Below are 21336 nucleotides of genomic sequence, written 5' to 3' on the forward strand. Positions count from 1 at the left end.
CCATGAGCATGCTGCGCTTACTCATCGCCATCATGTGGCTTGCCGGGCTGGTGCCAGGGATGGCGCAGGCAACGGACGCCGATACCTTTGTTGCCGCCAGCCGCAGCCAGCAGGCGGTACTGCTCGGGGAGTGGGCGACGACGCCGGACCCGGCCAGGCTGCCGCTGTTACAGGCACTGCAACAGGAGAATCTTTACGTCGATGCAAAGAAACACGCCTTTACCCGCCACAACGGGCGCTATGACACCCTGAGCAGCGCCGCGACGCCGCAGGGACAGCCTAAGGCGGTGCGGCTAACTAATCGTCTACGTATTGCCGCCGCCACCGCGCTGGCAACCCATCAGCTTATCAGTGACAACGTCACGGATCGTCTTGCTGCGGCAAAGCTGCTGCAGCGGGATGCCCAGCCCGCGATGCTGGGTTTTATGCAGCAGCGGCTGAACGCGGAGCAAAACGAGGCGATACGCCAGGCGCTCAACCTGGCGATTGCCCGCCTGCAACTGTCCAGCCCGCAGGCAGAGGTGCGCCGCCAGGCCGTGACCGCGCTGGGTGAGGCGGACGACGCCGGGGCGCAGGCGCTGCTTACGCCCTACACGCAGGCGCAAACCGAACCCGATGCCAGCGTACGCGCGGCGGCAAGCCACAGTCTGAAGCAGATTGAGCGTCGGCTGATGATAGGCGATCTTCTGGGCCAGGCCTTTATGGGGCTGTCACTCGGCTCCATTTTACTGCTGGCGGCGCTCGGGCTGGCGATCACCTATGGCCTGCTGGGGGTGATCAATATGGCGCATGGCGAAATGCTGATGCTGGGCGCGTACGCCACCTGGATTGTGCAGCAGGCGATGGCGCAATTCACGCCTCAGTGGCTGGGGCTCTATCCGCTGGTGGCGCTGCCGGTCGCCTTTCTGCTAACTGCCGGGATTGGAATGGCGCTGGAGCGCACGGTGATCCGCCATCTGTATGGCCGTCCGCTGGAGACGCTGCTCGCCACCTGGGGCATCAGCCTGATGCTGATCCAGCTGGTGCGTATGGGTTTTGGGGCGCAAAACCTCGAAGTCGCAAACCCCGGCTGGCTCTCCGGCGGGGTACAGGTTTTTGCCAACCTCATATTGCCGTGGAACCGCATTGTCGTGTTGGTGTTTGTCATGATGGTGCTGTTCTTCACCTGGCTGGTGCTAAACAAAACGCGTCTCGGGCTCAACGTCCGGGCAGTCACGCAAAACCGCAATATGGCCGCCTGCTGCGGGGTGCCCACCGGGCGGGTCGATATGCTGGCGTTTGGCCTCGGATCCGGCATTGCCGGGCTGGGCGGCGTGGCGCTTTCGCAACTGGGCAACGTCGGTCCTGAATTGGGTCAGGGCTATATCATCGACTCCTTCCTGGTGGTTGTACTCGGGGGCGTCGGACAGCTGGCAGGTAGCGTCGCGGCCGCGTTCGGGCTGGGTATCTTCAATAAAATTCTGGAGCCGCAGATGGGCGCCGTGCTGGGCAAAATACTCATCCTGGTGGCGATTATTCTGTTTATCCAGAAACGCCCGCAGGGTCTGTTTGCACTGAAAGGGAGGGTAATTGACTAATGAGCCAGCCACTGACATTAACCCTGGCGCGCAAAGCGCCACGTACCGCACCGATTGTCGGCAGTCTGCTATTGGCGGCGCTTCTGGTGCTGCCCTATCTGGCGCTTTTGCCGGCCACCCATCCGCTGGCAGTATCGACCTGGATGTTGACCCTGGTTGGCAAAATTCTCTGCTACGCCATCGTAGCGGTGGCCCTCGATCTGGTCTGGGGTTACGCGGGCATGTTGTCACTGGGGCACGGGATCTTCTTCGCCCTCGGCGGGTATGCCATGGGTATGTACCTGATGCGTCAGGCCTCGGGCGATGCGTTGCCCGCCTTTATGTCGTTTCTTTCATGGAACGATTTACCCTGGTTCTGGTGGGGGACGCAGCACTTTGCGTGGGCGCTGGCGCTGATTGTTCTGGCTCCCGGTCTGCTGGCGCTGGTATTCGGCTGGTTTGCCTTCCGGTCAAAGATCAAAGGGGTCTATTTCTCGATCATGACTCAGGCGCTCACCTTTGCCGGAATGCTGCTCTTCTTTCGCAATGAGACCGGCTTTGGCGGCAACAACGGCTTCACCGGTTTTACCACGCTGCTGGGCTTCCCGGTTACCGCCATCTCGACGCGCATTACGCTGTTTCTTGCCACCGTGCTGCTGCTGGCCGCCTCGCTGGCTATTGGCTATGCGCTGGCGAAAAGCAAGTTTGGCCGCATTTTGACGGCGGTACGCGACGCGGAAAACCGCCTTACCTTCTGCGGTTACGATCCGCGCGGCTTTAAGCTGCTGGTCTGGACCCTCTCGGCCGTCCTCTGCGGGCTGGCAGGTGCGCTATATGTGCCGCAGGTGGGCATCATCAACCCCAGCGAAATGTCGCCCACAAACTCCATTGAGGCCGCCATCTGGGTGGCGCTGGGCGGGCGCGGCACGCTCATTGGCCCGGTGATCGGGGCGGCGCTGGTCAACGGGGCCAAAAGCGTCTTTACCGTGGCAATGCCGGAATACTGGCAGCTGTTCCTCGGCCTGATTTTCATCGCCGTCACGCTATTCTTGCCGCGCGGCGTGATTGGCCTGTTGCGTAAGGGAGAAAAATAATGCAGCCCGCCGAAACCCTCTTCACCCGCCAGCTGCCGGGGGATCGCTTCCGCGACCAGACCGACCCGGTTCTGCAGCTGGAAAACATTACCGTCAGCTTCGATGGCTTTAAAGCCCTGAGCGATCTCTCGCTCAATATTGGCGTGGGCGAGCTGCGCTGCGTAATCGGTCCCAACGGGGCGGGCAAAACCACGCTGATGGATGTGATTACCGGCAAAACGCGCCCCCAGAGCGGGCGGGCCATTTACGATCAATCGACCGATCTCACCACCCTGGAGCCGATGATGATTGCCCGTCAGGGGATCGGGCGTAAGTTTCAAAAACCGACGGTCTTCGAGGCACTTACCGTCTGGCAAAACCTTGAGCTGGCGATGAAGGGCGATAAAACGGTCTGGGCCAGCCTGCGGGCGCGTCTGAGCAGCGAGCAGGGGGACCGCATCAATGAGATGCTGACTCTGCTGCGGCTGAGCGCCGAGCGGGATCGTCTGGCAGGACTCCTTTCGCACGGGCAGAAACAGTTTCTGGAGATTGGCATGTTGCTGGTGCAGGATCCGCATCTCCTTTTGCTGGACGAACCTGCCGCCGGCATGACTGATGCGGAAACGGAATACACGGCCGAGCTGTTTCGCACCCTGGCGGGAAAACACTCTCTGATGGTGGTAGAGCATGATATGGGGTTTGTTGAAACTATTGCCGATCACGTCACGGTGTTACATCAGGGGCGGGTCCTGGCGGAAGGATCGCTGCGTGACGTTCAGGCCAACGAACAGGTGATTGAAGTCTATCTTGGCCGCTAAGGAGCCAGCCATGCTACAGGTTAACGAACTGAATCAGTATTACGGCGGTAGTCATATCCTGCGCGGCGTGAGCTTCGAGGCGCATACCGGAGAGGTGACCTGCCTGCTGGGGCGTAACGGGGTGGGGAAAACCACCTTGCTGAAATGCCTGATGGGGCTGGTGCCCGCCCGCACTGGCGAGGTTACCTGGCAGGGTAAAAAGATCACCAAAGCCTCGCCGCACCAGCGGGTACAGGCCGGGGTGGCCTATGTGCCGCAGGGACGGGAGATCTTCCCCCGTCTCACGGTGGAAGAGAACCTGCTGCTGGGGTTATCGCGCTTTCCGGCGCGTGAAGCGAAGCGGGTGCCAGACGATATCTGGCAGCTTTTCCCCGTTCTGCAGGAGATGAAACACCGCCGCGGCGGCGATCTCTCCGGCGGGCAGCAGCAGCAGCTGGCCATTGGCCGGGCGCTGGCCAGTCGGCCGCAGTTACTTATTCTGGATGAACCCACCGAGGGGATTCAGCCTTCGGTGATCAAAGAGATTGGCCAGGTGATCCGCGAGCTGGCGAACCGGGGGGATATGGCCATTTTGCTGGTCGAGCAGTTTTATGATTTTGCCGCCGGCCTGGCGGACAGTTATCTGCTGATGTCGCGGGGGAGCATCATTCAGCGTGGCCGCGGCGAGAATATGGAGCAGGAGGGGGTACGCGGTCTGGTCGCCATTTAAAGGGCGTTGCGCTTGGTGATGTTATATTATAACATTCTCACTCTTTACAACGGAGTGAGGACATAAGAGTGGCTGGAAAGATTGGTAAACTTGCAATGACTTTGGGGGCGCTGTTAATGGGTGGGCAGGCCTGGGCCCATTCGCACGGTCATCAGATGACCGAAGCGGAACAGAAAGCGGCGAACGGCGTATTTGACGATAAAGATGTGCAAGAGCGCCCGCTCTCCAACTGGGACGGCGTCTGGCAGTCGGTCTATCCGTTCCTGCTGAGCGGTGATTTAGACCCGGTATTCAAAAAGAAAGCGGAAAAAGAGAAGAGCAAATCTTTTGACGAGATTAAAGCCTATTACCGCACGGGTTATGCCACCGACGTAGAGACCATCGGGATTGAAAATAACGTGATGGAGTTCCACACCGGTAAAAACGTGAGCCGCTGTGAATACGTCTCTAACGGTTATAAAATCCTGACCTACGCTTCAGGTAAGAAGGGAGTGCGTTATCTGTTTGAGTGTAAGGATGCCAGCAGCAAGGCGCCGAAGTTCGTTCAGTTCAGTGACCACACCATTGGCCCGCGTCAGTCAGCCCATTTCCATATCTTTATGGGCAACACCTCGCATGAAGCGCTGCTGAAAGAGATGGATAACTGGCCAACCTACTATCCGAACGAGATGTACAAAGAGCAGGTGGTTGACGAGATGCTGCACCACTAATTTCTACAAGGCGAGGGGATCCTCGCCTCTGTTTTATATGGTCTCAGGAACGTCACCCTGCCACGCCTTCACGTTCATCCCTCGCAGGATCATTAGCCAGGCAGTAACGATCGCCACCATCATGATGGCAAACAGCGACCAGTGCGGCAGATGGGTGAGGATAATTCCGGTGATCATGGGGTTAAAGGCTGCGCCCAGCCAGCCCAGCGCCTGTGCGGAAAAGTAGCTGGCCTTCAACCCCGGCGGCGCGATATTGTCAATCAACATATATTCCCCCGGGGCATAGATAATCTCGCCGACGGTAAAGATCGCCGCCGCCACGCCCCAGTAAATCAGGTTATTGCCCGACACCATAAAGCCTGCCAGCCCCAGCACGAAAAAGAGCGTCCCCAGAGTCATTAGCGGGCGGATATTTTTACCCGTCAGCTTACGGCCAATCAGGTATTGCAAAGAGACCACCATCGCCGCGTTGACCGGCAGGACCACCGCCACCACCTGTTGGGCAAAGTCGCTGTCGTAATCGGCGGCCAGGACATACTGAGAGATACAGCTGGCGAAGGAGCCGCCCACGTAGGAGGCGAGCAGACCAGAGAGGGTATACCAGAACAGCGCCCGGTCTTTCAGCAGTATTGAAGGCTGCCAGGCGACGGGCGCGGATTCGCTGGTAGCGGCTTCGACACGCTGCACCCATAGCTGGATAAAGACCAGTGGCAGCGCGGCGCAGAGCGCCGCCAGCCAGAAGTGCAGTTGCAGGCTGTACATCACCAGCAGGGTGCCAATCGGCGGGCCGATGGTCCAGCCGATGTTAAGAAAGCTGTAATTGAGCGAGAAAATTTTCGCCTTTTGGCCTGGGGTAAGCACATCGGAAAACCAGGCCTTTAGCACGGTGGCGAAGACCGAGTAGGCGCAGTTAATCAGGGCAAAGAAGAGCACCACCAGGGTGACATTATCCACCAGCGGAATGGCGATAAAGCCGAAGATAAATGCCGTAATGGAGACCAGCATATAGCGCTTTTTATCGAACTTATCCGCGAGGATGCCAAACCCCATACTGAACACCACGCCGATCGTCAGGGCCACCGTCAGCGCATAACCGATATTCTCCACGCTCATCGCATAGACGCGGGTGAGGTAGATGGTCATGAAAGGTAAGGTCGCGCCGCGTCCAATTGTTAATAACAATGACGAAGCCAGCAGCGCTGCGGTTGAGCGCCTGAGTGATGGTTTCATTATTCCTGCCCGACAATTGCTTATGATTATTTTGTTGTGTCTTATCAGGATTAACACGGCATAAGCGGCTTGTATAGCACCTAATTTATCCCTAAGTGCTTCGCCTGACTGCCAGAATTAATGATCTGTTCTTCACGCTTTTTTTTCGCTACTTTGGTTCTCTTTACAAAAATTTAATAAACAGGGGCAGAGTATGACGCGTAAAGACGGGCTACTGGCGTTACTGGTGGTGGTCGTATGGGGGCTCAATTTTGTGGTCATCAAAGTTGGGCTGCACAATATGCCGCCCCTGATGCTGGCCGGGCTGCGTTTTCTGCTGGTGGCCTTTCCCGCGCTCTTTTTTGTCGCCCGCCCGCAGGTGCCGTTTCGTCTGCTGTTGGGCTACGGCCTGACCATCAGCTTTGGACAGTTCGCCTTCCTCTTTTGCGCGATTAACTTCGGTATGCCAGCCGGACTCGCCTCGCTGGTCCTTCAGGCCCAGGCTTTCTTCACCATCATTTTGGGGGCCATAACTTTTGGCGAACGGCTGCAGGGCAAACAGCTGGCAGGGATCACGCTCGCGGTCTTTGGCGTACTGGTACTGGTGGAGTCCAGCCTGAATGGCCAGCACGTGGCGTTACTGGGCTTTATGCTCACCCTGGCGGCCGCCTTTAGCTGGGCCTGCGGAAACATTTTCAATAAAAAAATCATGCTGCTGGCGTCGCGCCCGCCGGTGATGTCGCTGGTGGTATGGAGTGCGCTGATCCCCATTCTGCCCTTTATGGCAGCCTCCTGGCTGCTGGATGGCCCACAGGCGATGCTGCAAAGTCTGGTGAATATCGATCTCACCACCATTTTGTCGCTGGTCTACTTGGCGTTTGTCGCCACCATTGTCGGATACGGCATCTGGGGGACGCTGCTGGGACGTTATGAGACCTGGCGCGTGGCACCGCTGTCGCTACTGGTTCCTGTGGTAGGGCTGGCCTCTGCGGCGCTGCTGCTGGACGAGAAGCTGAGTGCACTGCAGCTGCTCGGGGCGGTACTGATTATGACGGGGCTTTACATCAACGTCTTTGGGTTTCGCTTTCGCCGGGCGGCGCAGGTAAGGGGCTAAAAAAAAGCCCCGCAAGCGCGGGGCAAATACGAATTACAGGTCGTGGTTGTAGTACGGCACGCCTAATTCGTCGGATTTATCGCTGCCAGCGCCCATATGGTTAAAATCGAACGGCGACTGATCATGTGCAGAAGGTAGGATCATCGCATCGCGATTATTCTGCTGCACAGCGCGGGGAGTTTGCTCCGCAAAGCTCTGGCCGGAGACCAGCACCAACAGGGTGAGGGCGGCGGAGATAAACAATTTCATGATTTCCTCGATACGTCTTGAAAGGCGATTAACAACTACAGTGGTTTAGCGGCATCAAATAACGAGATTCACCGTGCATATTGGTGATGCGATACTTGTGCGGCGGCACGTCGAAATAGTTTTTAAACGTGCGGGTCAGGGTCTGTTGCGATTCAAACCCATAACGCTCCGCCAGATACAAAATCGGCTCGTTGCTCTCTTTCAGCTTCTGGGCGATTTCCGTTAACTTGCGGCTGCGGATGTATTGACCTAATGAATGGCCTGTCTCTTTTTTAAACATCCGTTGCAGGTGCCACTTGGAATAACCTGAACGCTCAGACACCTTCTCAAGTGAGAGCGGCGATTCCAGGTTATCTTCGATCCAGTCCAAAATGCTATGAATTGTAATAGCGTCAGTATTGCGTCTGGACATCGTCATACCTCTTTCTGTTTACGGCAGGATTTTCTTAAGCAAATGCTCAAGAGTTGCCACTTCATCCGCCGTTAAGTTTTTTGTTAGTTCCTGGTGTAATTCTTGCCCTACTAATTGATGACATTGCTCACACATTGCTGCGCCGTCGCTGGTCAACTGCACCAGTACGCCGCGTTTGTCATTCGGGTTAGGGCGTCTCTCAATCCATCCTTTGCAGACCAGTCGATCCATCATGCGCGTCAGGGCGCCAAGATCGACGGATAAGACCTTTTTGAGCTCAACCGGCGTGATACACCCTTCGCAACGCACAGAACAAAGGACTTTGAACTGGGTGGCAGTGATGTCCAGCGGCGACAAATAGTCATTGAGCAAGCGGTCTTTTTTTTGGTTAACCATATAGATAAGGCGACCCAGTGGGATAATTTCGTTGAAGAGATCACTGGTGCTTTTCACAATGGTTGCCCTGGCAAGTAGTTTAATCACGGCAGATATTATTGCTCAGGCAAGTATAAGTCAACTGAATGTATTCCCCGATGCCACGATTTGCTAAAACGTTTCATGAACTTTTTTTTAGCTTTTTCAAATCAATTACATAACTGAAGATTATTTATCACCGGGCGTAAATAGTCAGAATTGGCGCGCCGTAGCCTAAACCCGCTTTAACACCGTATACTTCCTGAGTTGATGAATGGAAAAGGATGACACGCACTATGGTAGAGCTCTTACAAGCCATCGGTCTTGGGCTGGTGGTCCTGCTGCCGCTGGCAAACCCGTTAACGACCGTGGCGCTCTTTCTCGGTCTTGCGGGGGACATGAACAGCGCGGAACGTAACCAACAGTCTCTGATGGCCTCGGTTTACGTCTTTGCAATCATGATGGTGGCTTACTACGCCGGACAGCTGGTGATGAACACCTTTGGGATCTCGATTCCTGGCCTGCGTATCGCCGGGGGCCTGATTGTGGCCTTTATCGGTTTCCGTATGCTCTTTCCGGCGCAGAAAGCGCACGACAGCCCGGAGGCAAGAAGCAAATCGGAAGAGCTGGAGGATAAACCTGGTGCGAATATCGCCTTTGTTCCCCTGGCGATGCCCAGTACGGCCGGGCCGGGTACCATCGCGATGATCATCAGTTCCGCCTCCACCGTGCGCGATAATACAACCTTTCCTGACTGGGTCATCATGGTGGCCCCACCGCTGATCTTTGCGCTGGTAGGCGTCATTTTATGGGCTAGCCTGCGCAGTTCGGGCGCCATTATGCGCTGGGTAGGTAAGGGCGGGATCGAGGCTATCTCGCGGCTGATGGGCTTCCTGCTGGTCTGTATGGGCGTGCAGTTCATCATTAATGGGGTGCTGGAAATTATTAAGACCTATCACTAATAAAAAAGGGTGGCTTGAGCCACCCTTTTTTTATCCGTGTTGCGGCCGCTCTTCCAGCGAAACCGGCCACTTACGAAACACTAGCACTGACCAGATTAACGCCACCAGCGCCGGTATCGCCCCCAGGTAACCGATAGCGGACATCGAAAGATGCAGGCTGATCTGATTGCCAACCAGCGCGCCCGCACCAATGCCGATGTTAAAAATGCCGGAGAAGAGTGACATCGCCACGTCGGTGGCATCTGGCGCCAGCGCCAGCACTTTAACCTGCATGCCCAGGCCGATAATCATGATCGCCACGCCCCAGAAGATGCTCAGAATGGCAAGGTTCGACTCGCTCCCCGACGCCGGTAGCAGCAACAGCAGACACGCCAGCAGCAGGCCAATCGCGCCGCTAACCAGTAACGAGGCGTGGCGATTACCCAGCTTGCCAAACAACACACTGCCGACAATGCCCGCGCTACCCAATATCAGCAGCAATACGGTGGCAAATCTGGCGCTAAAGCCGGCAACCGTCTGCACAAAAGGTTCGATGTAGCTATAAGCCGTGTAGTGGGCGGTCACCACGACAACGGTCAGCAAATAGATGCTCATCAGCGCCGGGCGACGGAAAAGCAGGGGCAGGCTTTTCAGCGAGCCAGAGTGTTCGCTCGGCAGTTTTGGCAGTAATTTAATCAGACACAGCAGGGTAATCAGCGCGCCCATCCCGATGACAAAAAACGTGGTGCGCCAGCCAAAATATTGTCCTACGAGGCGGCCAATCGGCAGCCCAAGCACCATAGCCAACGCGGTGCCCGTTGCCAGCAGGCTCAACGCCTGAGCGCGTTTGCCCGCCGGGGCCAGACGAATGGCCAGCGAGGCGGTGATCGACCAGAAGATGGCATGAGCAAAGGCGATACCGATGCGGCTCACCACCAGCACGGTGAAATTCCACGCCAGAAACGACAGCACGTGACTGGCAATGAACAACACAAAAAGTGCAATCAGCAATTTACGCCGCTCCACCTGACTGGTGAGCAACATAAAGGGTAACGACATCATTGCCACCACCCACGCATAGATGGTCAGCATGATCCCGACCTGCGCGGTTTCCATGCCAAAGCTGCTGGCAATGTCGGAGAGCAGGCCAACAGGCACAAATTCAGTGGTGTTAAATATAAACGCAGCAATCGCAAGCGTAACCACCCGTAGCCACGCGACCCTGCGGGAATCAGTGTTGATTGTCATAATTTTGTCTGGGAATCGTTACGTAAAGAAGAGGAGGCGATCTTAAAACCATCGCTGGTGAAAAGACAATCATTTTGTGACGTAGATCTCAAAATCACCGTTAGAGAAAGGGTGGTGAAATCGGACAATTTCCATGAATATAGGATGCAACATCATATTAACAACCGGAAAAGCGATGCAGAAATATGATTATTATCTGGTAGATGCGTTCAGTGACGGCCCATTTAGCGGTAATCCTGCGGCGGTCTGTCCGCTGCCAGACTGGCTGCCGGACGATACGCTCCTCAGGATGGCGCAAGAGCACAATCAGTCAGAGACGGCCTTCTTCGTCTGCCGTAAAGAGGGCATCACGCTGCGCTGGTTTACCACCACCACGGAGGTGAATCTTTGCGGCCATGCAACGCTGGCGACGGCATATGTCCTGTTTAATGAACTGGGTTACCCCGATCCCCACCTCCATTTTGAGACCGCCTCCGGCACGCTAACGGTGACCCGCGACGGCGACTGGCTCACGCTCGATTTCCCGGCCTGTCCGACAGAGAAGCAAACGCCGCCTCCGCAAATGCTGGCCGCGCTGGGGATTGAGCGCTACGTCGAGGCTCGTAAAGGCCGTGCCTGGGTAGTGGTGCTGGAAAATCGACAGCAGGTGGAAGCCGTTACTCCGAATATCAGCGCTATGATCCCCGGTGAACATAAAGTGTGTATTACCGCCCCGGGCGAGGGCGAGTATGACTTTGTCAGCCGTTTCTTTTCACCGGGCGTCGCACTCTGGGAAGATCCGGTCACCGGCTCGGCGCATACCATGCTTATCCCTTACTGGGCGGACAAGTTGGCTAAGACCACTCTGCTGGCGCGACAAGTCTCAGCCCGGGGCGGTGAGGTACGTTGTCAGTTGAACGGCGATCGCGTCATGATGGGCGGGAAGGCGTCGCTGTATATGAAAGGGCAGCTGTTTATTCGTGAATAACAAAGGGGTAACCCAATGAAAGAAATTGCATTTTATCTGGTCGATGCGTTTAGCGATCGCGCTTTTAGTGGCAACCCTGCTGCCGTCTGTCCGCTGGAAAGCTGGCTGCCGGACGACATTCTGTTAAAGATGGCACAGCAGCATAACCAGTCCGAGACGGCCTTTTTTGTCCGCACGGACGCAGGCTTCGAGCTGCGCTGGTTTACCACCCAGGATGAGATTAACCTCTGCGGCCATGCGACGCTTGCCAGCGCGCACGTCATTTTTGAATACCTCGACTACCCGGAAACGGAGATCCTCTTTTCCACCCGCTTTGTTGGCGACCTGAAGGTCTCGCGTAACGGCGACTGGCTCACGCTGGACTTCCCGGCCTGGAGCAGCGACGCGGTCGACAATCCCCCCGCGCTGCTGTTTAGTGCGCTCGGCATTCCGGCGTCCAGCGCGGTGCGCGTCGGGCGTGATTATATGGTCGTGCTGGAAAACCAGCAGCAGGTTGAATCCCTGACCCCGGCTATCGAGGCGCTGAAACCGCTGGGTAAAATGGTGTGCGTTACTGCGCCAGGCGATGAAGTGGATTTCGTTAGCCGCTTCTTCTGCCCGGGCGAATCGGTGGCAGAAGACCCGGTCACCGGCTCCGCGCACAGTATGCTGATCCCCTGGTGGAGTGAGCAACTCGGCAAAACCCAAATGACCGCACGTCAGGTTTCCGCCCGCGGCGGCGATCTGCGCTGTGAACTCAAGGGAGACCGCGTGCTGATGAGCGGCCAGGCGGCGCTTTATTTGAAAGGCACGGTGTTTCTTCGCTAACATCCCGCGGGCGGCGTGAAATTCCGCCCGCGTTAAAAGCAGCCAAGCCCCCTCCCAACGTTTTCCCGGAAAGCGCCTCGCAGTTTTAAGCATGCCTGTTCGCGTACCTTGTTAATGATCTTAACCCAGCGACGCCCCACCGCAGAGCACCCACTCCTGACCGGTGATCGGGGCCGCTTCCTCACTCAGTAGAAAATTCACCGCAGCGGCCACCTCCTGAGGAAGGATCAGGCGACCCATGGGGGGAACCCTGGGTGGGGAAGAGACGCGTCCGGGGTCGCTAAGCATCGGCGTCTGGGTCGCGCCGGGCGCGACCACGTTGGCGGTAATACCCCGTGGCGCCAGTTCCGCCGCCCAGCTGCGAATCATCCCTACCAGCGCGGCTTTGGTGGCGACATACTGCGATCGGCCCGCGGCACCCCGGGAGGTCCGGCTGCCGATAGCAACCAGCCGTCCACCGGGGCGCATTTGCGGTACAAAGTGGTTAAAAAGTTGCTCGGCAGCATGAACATGCAGGCTCCAGAGCCGGGCGCTGATGGCCGGATCCAGCTCGCCGAGCGGGGCGGCAGCCATCATCCCGGCGGCGTGGACAATCGCCTGAGGTACTGGCAGGGTAGCGAGTGCGGCGGCAAGCGCGTCGCTGTCGCTAAGATCCACGCTCACGCAGCGATAGTTCGCATGGTCTAAAGGTAAACCGCGCCGGCTCAGGCCGATAACCTGCCAGCCTTCATCAAGCAGGCGCTGCACAATGGCTTCGCCGATTCCTGAGCTTGCACCCGTTACGATGGCACTGGGCATGTCACACCTCCAGCAGGGCGCGCGGCACCTTGAATACCGCTTTGCGCACGGTCATGGATTCGTCTAAGGCGCACAACGCCTGATGCGGCTCGCCGGGCAGAAATACTGCAAAAGCACCGGGAGTTAACCTGATGTTGACCGGGAGCGCAGCGCCGGTGGCGATAAAGAGATCCGGTTTGCGCTCTTCATCCTGCGGCTGCGCCAGCGACTGCACACCTGCGTTGATCATCTCGCTGCCGGCCAGCATAACCTGAATATCCGCCCACTGGTGATGATACTCCGTATGGCGCTGGGTCTGCGGCTGGGTCTGCGCCGGGCCGATATGGCAAAACCATGCGCAACCTTCCGGCTGCCAGCGGCCGTCGTCCCGGGCGGCTAGCGCCGCCAGGGTGCAATCAGCGCGCGTCAGGATGGACAGCAGCGCGGTGGGGAGCCCTGCCAGCGGCAGGGCGTTCAGATGGCCGATAATCACTGTGATGACTCCTTAACCCATTCAGGCGAGACACGAACATATTTGATCGCCTGGCGGAAATAGGTGTAAGCGATGTGTAGCGTGCCGTCGGCGCCCTGTTTAATACTGGGGTAGGAGAACTCGCGGTTCAGCTTCTCCAGCGAGTTATTCGTCATGCAGTAGCCATCGCCTTCATCAAGATTGCGCTGCCACGCCCAGCTCTTTCCGCCGTCGGCCGATATGGCTACCGTCATCGGTGCGCGCGGGGCACCCCAGAAGGCGGTGCGTTCTCCGGTCGCTTCTGGCTCTTTACGGTCATCACCATCGTCGATCTCGTCATACAATGAGGCGCGACGCTCCAGCGCTCCGGCTGCGCTCATGTGGTTGAACACCAGCGCCAGCTCACCGCTGGCAAGGGTGGTGACCTGGATAGAGGAGTTGTTGTTCGGCAGCGCCGTGGGTTCCGGTACAGACCAGCTTTCGCCCTGATCCTGCGACTGGCTGATATAGATATGATCCGCCCAGCGGCTACGGTAGAGCGCCACCAGATGCCCATTTTTCAGCGGCGTAATGTTCATATGGACGCAGCCCAGGCTTTGCGGCACCTCGACATCGCGCCAGCTTTTCCCCCGATCGGCAGAGATTTTCACCGCGCTAATATCATCGTTTCCGACCCATTTCTCGCCCGGTCGGGTGCGGCAATAGAAGACCGGCAGCAGCCAGTTACCGTTTTCGAGAACGGTGATGGGCTGGCGGATAAAGGTACCCGGTTTATCCAGCAGAGTAGCAATCTCACCCCAGGTTTGGCCAAGATCATGAGACTGGCGGTAACGTACGATGGCGGTATCCTGGTTGCCGGAGATCTGCGCGGTCCACAGCAGCCACAGTACGTTGTCCGGCGCGAGGAACAGCACCGGGTTCTGCTCGGAGCGGCTGGCATCGTCAGAAAGCTTTACCGCCTCGCTCCACTGGTTGCTACCGGGAGCCAGGCGAGACCCCCACACAGAAATATCAGCAATCCCTTCCTGGGTGCCGCCGAACCAGACGCACATCAGCGTGCCATCCGGCAGGGGCAGCAGGTTGGCGGCATGGTTCTGCGGACAGGAAGAGGGCAGCATGGCCGTTTCCACGCGGGCATCCTGCGGCTGCGGGCGAACAATCCCGTCACGGGTTACGGTTACAGACATATCAGACTCCATTATGTTGAACAGGGGCAGGCGCTTTGCGATCCGCTTTATTGGGGATCAAACGGTCGAGAACCATAATCACCGCCGGGGTGACCAGCGCAATATACATATTGTTAATCCCAAACGGATCGCCCAGCAGATACCAGACCGAGGTGACTACGCAGGCGCCAATCAGCCCGGCATTCGCCCCGCGGGCGCTCTTAAAGAACGGGGCGTAGAAGGCGATGATGGCCACAACCGTAATCGACAAACGAATAGCGCGAGTAAAGAACGATAGTTTCAGGACTTCCGGGACCAGCAGCACAAAGATTAACGGCAGGAAGCCAATCAACAACGACAGCCAGCGGGTCGCTTTAAACTCCTGCTCCGGGGTCGGGTTGCGGTAGGGCACGTAGAAATCTTTCACCACCAGCGAGGCGATAGCGAGTGCCACGGTGCTGACGCTGACAAAGATGGAGGCAACAAGTGACGTTGTCACCAGTCCCGCCAGCCACGGATTCATGTCCTGCAGGAAGATAGGCATTGCGTACAGGCTGTTAATCTCCGGATGCAGGTACTTCGCCGCCACGCCAATTACCGCAATCGCCAGCGCGATGGGCAGGCAGAAGAAGAAGGCGATCCAGGTGGAACGTTTAGCTGACTTCACATCTTTCGTGGAGGAAATGGCCTGAATCACGAACTGGGTACAGAAAATGGAGCCGATGGTGCCAATCAGCCAGGCGACAATGGTGCTGGCGCCGATATTGCCGTCCCAGGTCCAGTAGTAAGATGGCATCTGTTCAATCATGGGGGTAAAGCCGCCGGTTTTAGACAAGGCGAAGCCCATAATCACCAGGATACCGAAATACTTCAGGGCGCTGTGCAGCAGGGTCACCCACGCCACCCCCTTCATGCCGCCAAAAGCGAAATAGAAGGTACTGACGATGGCGGTGATAAAGGCGGCAACAGGCAAGTTCACCTTCAGTACCGTCGAAATCGCCGCCGCGCCGCTCACGTAGTTACCTACGTTCACCAGCAGCAGGGCGTAGATCATAATGATGGAGATAATGTTTTTGGTGCTGGTGCCGTATTTTTCGGCAATCGCCCCGGAGATGGTGATCTTGCCGGTGCTGTAGATGCGTTTCACCAGCAGCAGCCCAAACAGCGGGAAGCCGATAGCCGCGCCGATGACTGACCAGGAGGCGGCAAAGCCATCTTCAAACGCCGCCTGTGCGGTACCGATCGTGGATTTCGCACCAATGTATTCCGACATCAGCAGGATCCCGACGATAAACGCCGGCATCGCGCGCGAGCCTTCCATAAAATCACCGGTGTTTTTACTGCGTAACCGGAACGTCAGCCAGGTAGTAAACAGAATGTAGACAATCACAATGCCTACGATGATGAGGGTATCTTCAGCGGTAAAGTTGTTCATCTTAGCCTCTCTTCAGGGCGTATGAATCCTGGGCGCAGAGGGCACCCGAATTCTTATGGACGAAAGCAAACGCCGGTTACTGCAGTGACTTCGTCACTATCTGGCGGATCTGGTCTGTTTGTTGCGCATCGAAAGCCACCGCGTAGCGGCTCTCTCCCACCTCTTCACCCATGACCTGCAGCGCTTTTTTCACGGCCGCAGGCGAAAAAGCGACGCTGTACAGTCGGGTACGGAGATCGGTCACGCTCTCCTGGGCCTGCCGCGAGCCCGCGATATCCCCGGCACGAAAACGCGCCCAGATGGCATTGATCTCGTTCGGCGCCACGTTCGCCAGGCCAGAAATACAGGCGGAGCATCCCTCAACAAAGCCCTGATGAATGAGCGAATCCGGGCCATTCAGCACGTCAAAACCGTCAATATCTTCAACGGCTTTCAGAAAACCGCTCAGGCTCTCATGGCTCCCCGCGCTGTCTTTAATGCCGATAATATTGGGGTGAGCGGCCAGCGCCCGGGCCGTCTCAGGCGCGATGGTGTTGCCGGTTCGCGCCGGGATGTTGTAGAGGAATACCGGTACGTTCAGCGCATCGGCAATAGTGGTGTAGTGGGCGATCAATTCAGCCTGGGTGAGTGGAACGAACCACGGGGTGATAACGGAGACCGCGTCCACCCCCAGCGCCTCGACCTGTTTACCCAGACGAATCGTTGCCCGGGTCGAAATTTCGCCAATATGTGCCACCACCGGCGCGCGCCCGGCCACCTCTTCCACGCAGGTGCGGGTGACGGCCACTTTTTCCTCTTCGGTCAGCACAAAGAACTCTCCGTTAGTACCGCCACAAAAGATGCCGTTGCCCGCCGCCAGCTGACGCTGGATCTGACGTTTTAGTCCCGGCAGGTGCAGCGCCCCGTCGTCGGTGAAGGGGGTGACGATCGCCGTCAGCACGCCCTTAATGTTGTTACGCATTACACACTCCTTTGAAGTTAACTGGCTGGAAACAGAGTCTGATAAATACCTGCGACCTCGGCATGGCTGACCTGGCGCGGGGCATTATTCATCAGACGTTTTACGTTCAGGGCGGCATCGCTCAGAGAGGCGATGTCATCGCGCGGGACCCCCAACGTTTCGAGGTTGTCGGGTAAATCTAGGCGACGTACCAGGGCGGCTAAGTAGTCCACCAGCGCGTGCGACTTCTCTTCCAGCGACAGAGAGGTGTCGGCGCCGGGCACCAGATCCCACACTTGCGCAAATTTCTCAACGGCATCCGGACGAACCACGCGCATGCAGGGGGCCAGCAAAATGGCATTCGCCACGCCATGGGGCAGATGGTACGTCCCGCCCAGAGGATAAGAGAGGGCATGAACCAGATGGGTGCCCGCATGGGCAATGGCGACGCCGCCGTAGTAAGAGGCCCACAACATCTCCAGCTTCGCGGCCAGGTTGTGCGGCTCGGCGCAGGCGGTTTCAATGTTGTTCAACAATTTGCGCAGCCCCGTCAGCGCCGCGTTATTGCTTACCGGGTTGGCCACGGTTGCGGTGAAACACTCAATCAGATGGCAGAGGGCATCAATACCCGTTGAAGAGGCAATATGCGGCGGCATGCTGGTCGTTAACTCCGGCAGCAGCGCGACATAATCTGGCAGCAGCACGGGAGAGATGATGCCAACCTTGGTGCTCTGCTCGGGAATCGCGAGAATCGCGTTTGGCGTTGCTTCCGAACCGGTGCCGGCGCTGGCCGGAATCAGCAACGAGGGGAGGCGAACCTGCGGTTTTTCGCCTGCCAGCAGGGCATCCAGCCCAGGGGAGTGGGGATGACACAGCACCGAAAGCAGTTTGGCCACATCCAGTACGCTGCCGCCACCTACGCCGACCACCAGATCGAAGGCGGTCTCTTTTGTTTCTGCCAGCAGGGCGCGCACGTCGTGGCTGGTGGGCTCCGGTGGCACACTGTCAATCACGCTGAGCTGGCGGCCATCGGCCTCCAGCAGGCTGCGGATGGCGCGGGCGGCGTCGAGACGGGCGATATTGCCGTCGGTGACCAGTAATAGATGCGTTTTACCTGCCAGCAAGGGGGCAATAGCGGGGATAGCGCCCGCGCCGCTGATGATCGTACTGTTGATGGTTAACACATGAATCTCCTGTTGCTGTGTCTGTGATTGATTTCGCTCATTACAAGGCAATCACAGTCATCGTGTCCTTAAATTTATAATTTATTCACAAACTGAATAACTTGATCTTGCTCACATATAATCAATTATGATTGAATATAATCATTAACAAGAAATGCAAACCCGGAGTGGGGATGAAAGTGAACAGCAAAAGAGAGGTCGTAGTCATTGCCGATGACTTTACCGGCGCTAACGATGCGGGGGTGAGCCTGGCGTTGCGCGGTAAAAAAGTCAGTGTGGCGTTTCAGACTCCCTTTACCGGTCATGCCGACGCGCTGGTTATTAATAGCGATAGCCGGGCGCTAACGGCATCAGAGGCCGCTGAAAAGGTGGCGGGCTATGGTGCTGAAATGCGCCAGGCACAGTGGCAGGTGAAAAAAATTGACTCCACCCTGCGGGGTAATCCCGGGGCGGAAGTGGAGGCGCTTCTGCAGGCGACCGGCCAGCGTCAGGCGATTATCGCGCCAGCGTTTCCGCAGGCCGGGCGTACCACCGAGCAGGGTGTCTGTCGCGTGTTCGGCCTACCGGTGACGGAAACCGAATTCGCCAGCGACCCCAAAACGCCCGTGCGTCATGCGCAGATTGCCGCAGTGCTGGCAGAGCAGACGGCGCTGTCAAGCCAGGTGGTTACGGCGTCGACCCTGGCCGCAGCCCTGACTGGCGACACCCGATTACTGATTGTGGATGCCCAGAGCGATGACGATCTGGATCAGATCATGGCCGTAGCCGCAGCCTGCGACCCGCGTCCGTTGCTGGTGGGTTCCGCCGGACTGTGTGATGCCCTGGCGCGTCACCTGGCGCGTCCGCGTCCTTTATTGGCGGTGGTTGGCTCGATGAGTGAAATCGCGCAAAAGCAGATTCTGCGAGTACGCCAGCAGCAGAACGTCCGCTCGATCTTTATCGACATCACCGATCTCTTTCGCGACGGAATAAGCGGTTATGCGCAGCAGATTAGTGTGGCGCTGGCGGCTGGAGAACACTGCGTGGTGCACACCTGTTCCGATCACGCCGCGCGTCATCAAATTGACGTGCTGTGCCAACAGTACGGGCTGAGTCGTGCGGAGCTGGGTGAGCAAATCAGCACATTTCTGGGCGCGCTCACGAGCCAGGTGCTGGAGAGCAGTAACCCGGCAGCGTTATATGTCTCCGGGGGGGATGTGGCAATGGCGGTAGCCAGTGCGCTTCACGCCGAAGGGTTTGAAATCACCGGGCAGGTGGCGCGCTGCGTACCCTTCGGTCGGTTTTTAGGTTGTCGCTGGCAGGGGCCAGTCATGACCAAAGCGGGCGGTTTTGGTAGTGAAACCACGCTGCTTGAGGTTCTGCATTTTATCGAGGAGAAGATGAGTGACTAATATCATTGCTGTAACGATGGGCGACCCGGCGGGCATCGGCCCGGAGATCATTATCAAATCCCTGACCGGGGGGGAACTCTCTGGTGCACCGATCGTGGTGGTGGGATGCGCAGTGACGCTGCAGCGCGTACTGGAGAAGGGCATTACGCCTGCGGCCGAATTACGGATGATTACCCGCGTCAGCGATGCCCACTTTGGCCCGGCTATCATCAACGTGCTCGACGAACCCCTGGCCGATCCGCAGGCCTTGCAGCCCGGCGTGGTACAGGCTCAGGCCGGCGATCTGGCCTATCGCTGCGTGCGTCGCGCTACCGAGCTGGCGATGGCCGGAGAGGTAAAAGCCATTGCCACCGCTCCGCTGAATAAAGAAGCGCTGCATCTGGCGGGCCATCTCTATCCGGGGCACACCGAGCTGCTGGCACATCTGACCGACAGTAAAGACTACGCGATGGTGCTCTATACCGATCAGCTTAAGGTCATTCACATCACCACCCACATTGCGTTGCGCAAATTCCTTGATACCCTGAACCCGGAAAGGGTAAAAACGGTGATTGGCATTGCCGATACCTTCCTTAAGCGCGTAGGCTACACCAACCCGCGCATCGCCGTGGCGGGGGTGAACCCGCACGCGGGAGAGAATGGTCTTTTTGGCGATGAAGAGATCACCATCGTTGGCCCGGCCGTCGAGGCGATGAAAGCGCAGGGGCTGAATGTCTTTGGACCCTGCCCGCCGGACACGGTCTTTATGCAGTGCCATGAAGGTATGTATGACATGGTGGTGGCGATGTATCACGATCAGGGGCATATTCCCTTGAAACTGCTTGGGTTTTATGATGGTGTCAACATCACCGCCGGGCTGCCGTTTATCCGCACTTCCGCTGACCATGGCACTGCGTTCGACATTGCGTGGACAGGTAAAGCGAAGTCTGAGAGCATGACGGTTTCTATCCAGTTAGCGATGCAAATCACACGGGAATAATATGAAGGGATATAACCGGTTAGAGCAGATAATGGACTACCTGAAGGGGCACAATCTGGTGACGGTTGACCAGCTGGTAGCCGTGACTGACGCCTCCCCGGCGACCATACGTCGGGATTTGATTAAGCTCGATCAGGAGGGGGTTATCAGCCGTACCCACGGCGGCGTAACACTGAACCGGTTTATTCCTTCCCAGCCCACCACCAGTGAAAAGATGCAGCGCAGCCTGGCTGAAAAACATGCCATCGCCTGCGCGGCGGCAAGCTTCGTTAAGGCCGGCGATGCGGTGGTGCTGGATGCCGGCACCACCATGATTGAACTTGCGCGACAGCTGACGCATTTGCCGCTTCGCGTCATTACCAGCGATCTGCATATCGCGCTGTTTCTTTCAGAGTTTAAGCAGATTGAGGTCACCATTATTGGTGGGCGCATCGATGACTCCAGCCAATCCTGCATCGGCGAACATGGCCGCCGTCTGCTGCAAAACATCTGGCCGGATATTGCGTTTGTCAGCTGTAATGGCTGGGATGTGGAGCGAGGCATAACCTCGCCCACGGAAGAAAAAGCGGCGTTAAAGCGCGATCTGATTGCTAACGCCCGCCGTCGTGTACTGCTGGCAGACAGCTCAAAGTATGGCGCCTGGTCGCTGTTTAACGTTGCGCACCTTCACTCGCTGACCGATATCGTGACCGACCGCCATCTGGATGAAGATGCGCAACAGACGCTAAGTCAGCTCGACGCCACCCTGACGCTGGCACCCTGAGC

At 57.4% G+C, this 21336-nt stretch carries 23 protein-coding genes; 12 read left to right on the top strand and 11 right to left on the bottom strand.

Translation table 11 applies throughout. The features are described 5' to 3' along the window. Positions 1–2: 2 nt before the first annotated feature. From urtB to zinT, 5 genes are all read left to right on the top strand, one after another. Entirely contained in the window at positions 3–1577 is a 1575-nt protein-coding gene (gene urtB, locus B3B59_RS10250; protein WP_286808898.1) for an urea ABC transporter permease subunit UrtB, read from the top strand. Then, a complete protein-coding gene (gene urtC, locus B3B59_RS10255) occupies positions 1577–2650 on the top strand; it encodes an urea ABC transporter permease subunit UrtC (RefSeq protein ID WP_286808900.1) in 1074 nt (357 codons plus the stop codon). The genes urtB and urtC overlap by 1 nt, the downstream gene beginning before the upstream one ends. Beyond that, positions 2650–3447: an urea ABC transporter ATP-binding protein UrtD gene (gene urtD / locus B3B59_RS10260; protein ID WP_207291781.1), complete on the top strand. Its 798-nt coding sequence runs from the start codon at positions 2650–2652 to the stop codon at positions 3445–3447. Before urtC ends, urtD begins: the two co-directional genes overlap by 1 nt. A gap of 10 nt (positions 3448–3457) precedes the next feature. Next, positions 3458–4156, top strand: coding sequence for an urea ABC transporter ATP-binding subunit UrtE (gene urtE / locus B3B59_RS10265; protein WP_286808902.1), 699 nt, complete (start codon positions 3458–3460; stop codon positions 4154–4156). A gap of 68 nt (positions 4157–4224) precedes the next feature. After that, positions 4225–4866 carry a metal-binding protein ZinT gene (gene zinT, locus B3B59_RS10270; protein ID WP_046885597.1) on the top strand — a complete coding sequence of 214 codons (642 nt, stop codon included), beginning with the start codon at positions 4225–4227 and terminating at the stop codon, positions 4864–4866. Positions 4867–4899: 33 nt separating this feature from the next. Here the strand turns inward: zinT and ydeE are convergent, their stop codons facing one another. After that, the gene (gene ydeE, locus B3B59_RS10275; RefSeq protein ID WP_286808903.1) at positions 4900–6096 is read right to left on the bottom strand and encodes an efflux MFS transporter YdeE; all 1197 of its coding nucleotides are present in this window, start codon (positions 6094–6096) and stop codon (positions 4900–4902) included. Positions 6097–6289: 193 nt separating this feature from the next. Here ydeE and eamA point away from each other — a divergent pair, with 193 nt between their 5' ends. Next, on the top strand, positions 6290–7189 hold the full coding sequence (gene eamA, locus B3B59_RS10280) for an O-acetylserine/cysteine exporter (RefSeq protein WP_286808904.1): 900 nt from the start codon (positions 6290–6292) through the stop codon (positions 7187–7189). Positions 7190–7222: 33 nt separating this feature from the next. Here the strand turns inward: eamA and marB are convergent, their stop codons facing one another. The 3 genes from marB to marR are packed head-to-tail and all read right to left on the bottom strand — an operon-like array spanning position 7223 to position 8303. After that, positions 7223–7438: a multiple antibiotic resistance protein MarB gene (gene marB, locus B3B59_RS10285; RefSeq protein WP_046885600.1), complete on the bottom strand. Its 216-nt coding sequence runs from the start codon at positions 7436–7438 to the stop codon at positions 7223–7225. A gap of 28 nt (positions 7439–7466) precedes the next feature. After that, positions 7467–7850 carry an MDR efflux pump AcrAB transcriptional activator MarA gene (gene marA / locus B3B59_RS10290; protein ID WP_154298843.1) on the bottom strand — a complete coding sequence of 128 codons (384 nt, stop codon included), beginning with the start codon at positions 7848–7850 and terminating at the stop codon, positions 7467–7469. Between the two features lie 18 nt (positions 7851–7868). Then, positions 7869–8303, bottom strand: a complete 435-nt coding sequence (marR, locus tag B3B59_RS10295) for a multiple antibiotic resistance transcriptional regulator MarR (protein WP_046885601.1) — start codon at positions 8301–8303, stop codon at positions 7869–7871. Between the two features lie 257 nt (positions 8304–8560). Here marR and B3B59_RS10300 point away from each other — a divergent pair, with 257 nt between their 5' ends. Next, complete coding sequence (locus B3B59_RS10300) at positions 8561–9226, top strand: MarC family NAAT transporter (protein WP_040075757.1); 666 nt, start codon at positions 8561–8563, stop codon at positions 9224–9226. Positions 9227–9256: 30 nt separating this feature from the next. Here the strand turns inward: B3B59_RS10300 and B3B59_RS10305 are convergent, their stop codons facing one another. After that, positions 9257–10453 carry a sugar transporter gene (locus B3B59_RS10305; protein WP_207291777.1) on the bottom strand — a complete coding sequence of 399 codons (1197 nt, stop codon included), beginning with the start codon at positions 10451–10453 and terminating at the stop codon, positions 9257–9259. A 175-nt stretch (positions 10454–10628) separates the two neighbouring features. Here B3B59_RS10305 and B3B59_RS10310 point away from each other — a divergent pair, with 175 nt between their 5' ends. Together B3B59_RS10310 and B3B59_RS10315 are read left to right on the top strand one after the other, a co-directional pair. After that, positions 10629–11420 carry a PhzF family phenazine biosynthesis protein gene (locus B3B59_RS10310; RefSeq protein WP_286808905.1) on the top strand — a complete coding sequence of 264 codons (792 nt, stop codon included), beginning with the start codon at positions 10629–10631 and terminating at the stop codon, positions 11418–11420. Between the two features lie 15 nt (positions 11421–11435). After that, a complete protein-coding gene (locus tag B3B59_RS10315) occupies positions 11436–12227 on the top strand; it encodes a PhzF family phenazine biosynthesis protein (RefSeq protein ID WP_286808906.1) in 792 nt (263 codons plus the stop codon). Between the two features lie 120 nt (positions 12228–12347). On the opposite strand, the gene B3B59_RS10320 is transcribed toward B3B59_RS10315, so the two are convergent. The 6 genes from B3B59_RS10320 to B3B59_RS10345 form a co-directional block, all read right to left on the bottom strand. Then, positions 12348–13025 (bottom strand): SDR family NAD(P)-dependent oxidoreductase, encoded by a 678-nt coding sequence (locus tag B3B59_RS10320; RefSeq protein ID WP_286808908.1) that lies wholly within the window; start codon positions 13023–13025, stop codon positions 12348–12350. 1 nt (position 13026) lies between these two features. After that, positions 13027–13497, bottom strand: a complete 471-nt coding sequence (locus tag B3B59_RS10325) for a YhcH/YjgK/YiaL family protein (protein ID WP_046885608.1) — start codon at positions 13495–13497, stop codon at positions 13027–13029. After that, complete coding sequence (locus B3B59_RS10330) at positions 13494–14663, bottom strand: sialidase family protein (protein WP_046885609.1); 1170 nt, start codon at positions 14661–14663, stop codon at positions 13494–13496. The genes B3B59_RS10325 and B3B59_RS10330 overlap by 4 nt, the downstream gene beginning before the upstream one ends. A 1-nt stretch (position 14664) precedes the next feature. Then, positions 14665–16077 (bottom strand): sodium:solute symporter family protein, encoded by a 1413-nt coding sequence (locus B3B59_RS10335; protein ID WP_040075745.1) that lies wholly within the window; start codon positions 16075–16077, stop codon positions 14665–14667. 76 nt (positions 16078–16153) lie between these two features. Beyond that, entirely contained in the window at positions 16154–17038 is an 885-nt protein-coding gene (locus tag B3B59_RS10340) for a dihydrodipicolinate synthase family protein (protein WP_286808910.1), read from the bottom strand. Between the two features lie 17 nt (positions 17039–17055). After that, positions 17056–18201 carry an iron-containing alcohol dehydrogenase gene (locus B3B59_RS10345; protein WP_286808912.1) on the bottom strand — a complete coding sequence of 382 codons (1146 nt, stop codon included), beginning with the start codon at positions 18199–18201 and terminating at the stop codon, positions 17056–17058. A gap of 173 nt (positions 18202–18374) precedes the next feature. Between B3B59_RS10345 and dtnK the strand changes: the two genes are divergently transcribed. From dtnK to B3B59_RS10360, 3 genes are read left to right on the top strand one after another with little or no spacing between them, the layout of a single operon-like run. Then, a complete protein-coding gene (gene dtnK, locus B3B59_RS10350; RefSeq protein WP_286808914.1) occupies positions 18375–19592 on the top strand; it encodes a D-threonate kinase in 1218 nt (405 codons plus the stop codon). Next, the gene (locus tag B3B59_RS10355; RefSeq protein WP_207291768.1) at positions 19585–20571 is read left to right on the top strand and encodes a D-threonate 4-phosphate dehydrogenase; all 987 of its coding nucleotides are present in this window, start codon (positions 19585–19587) and stop codon (positions 20569–20571) included. Before dtnK ends, B3B59_RS10355 begins: the two co-directional genes overlap by 8 nt. Before the next feature lies 1 nt (position 20572). Then, positions 20573–21334: a DeoR/GlpR family DNA-binding transcription regulator gene (locus B3B59_RS10360; protein ID WP_040075740.1), complete on the top strand. Its 762-nt coding sequence runs from the start codon at positions 20573–20575 to the stop codon at positions 21332–21334. The last annotated feature ends 2 nt before the right edge of the window (positions 21335–21336 follow it).

It is taken from the genome of Leclercia sp. UBA2479, from assembly GCF_002341985.1.
GTDB classification, from domain to species: domain Bacteria; phylum Pseudomonadota; class Gammaproteobacteria; order Enterobacterales; family Enterobacteriaceae; genus Enterobacter; species Enterobacter pneumoniae.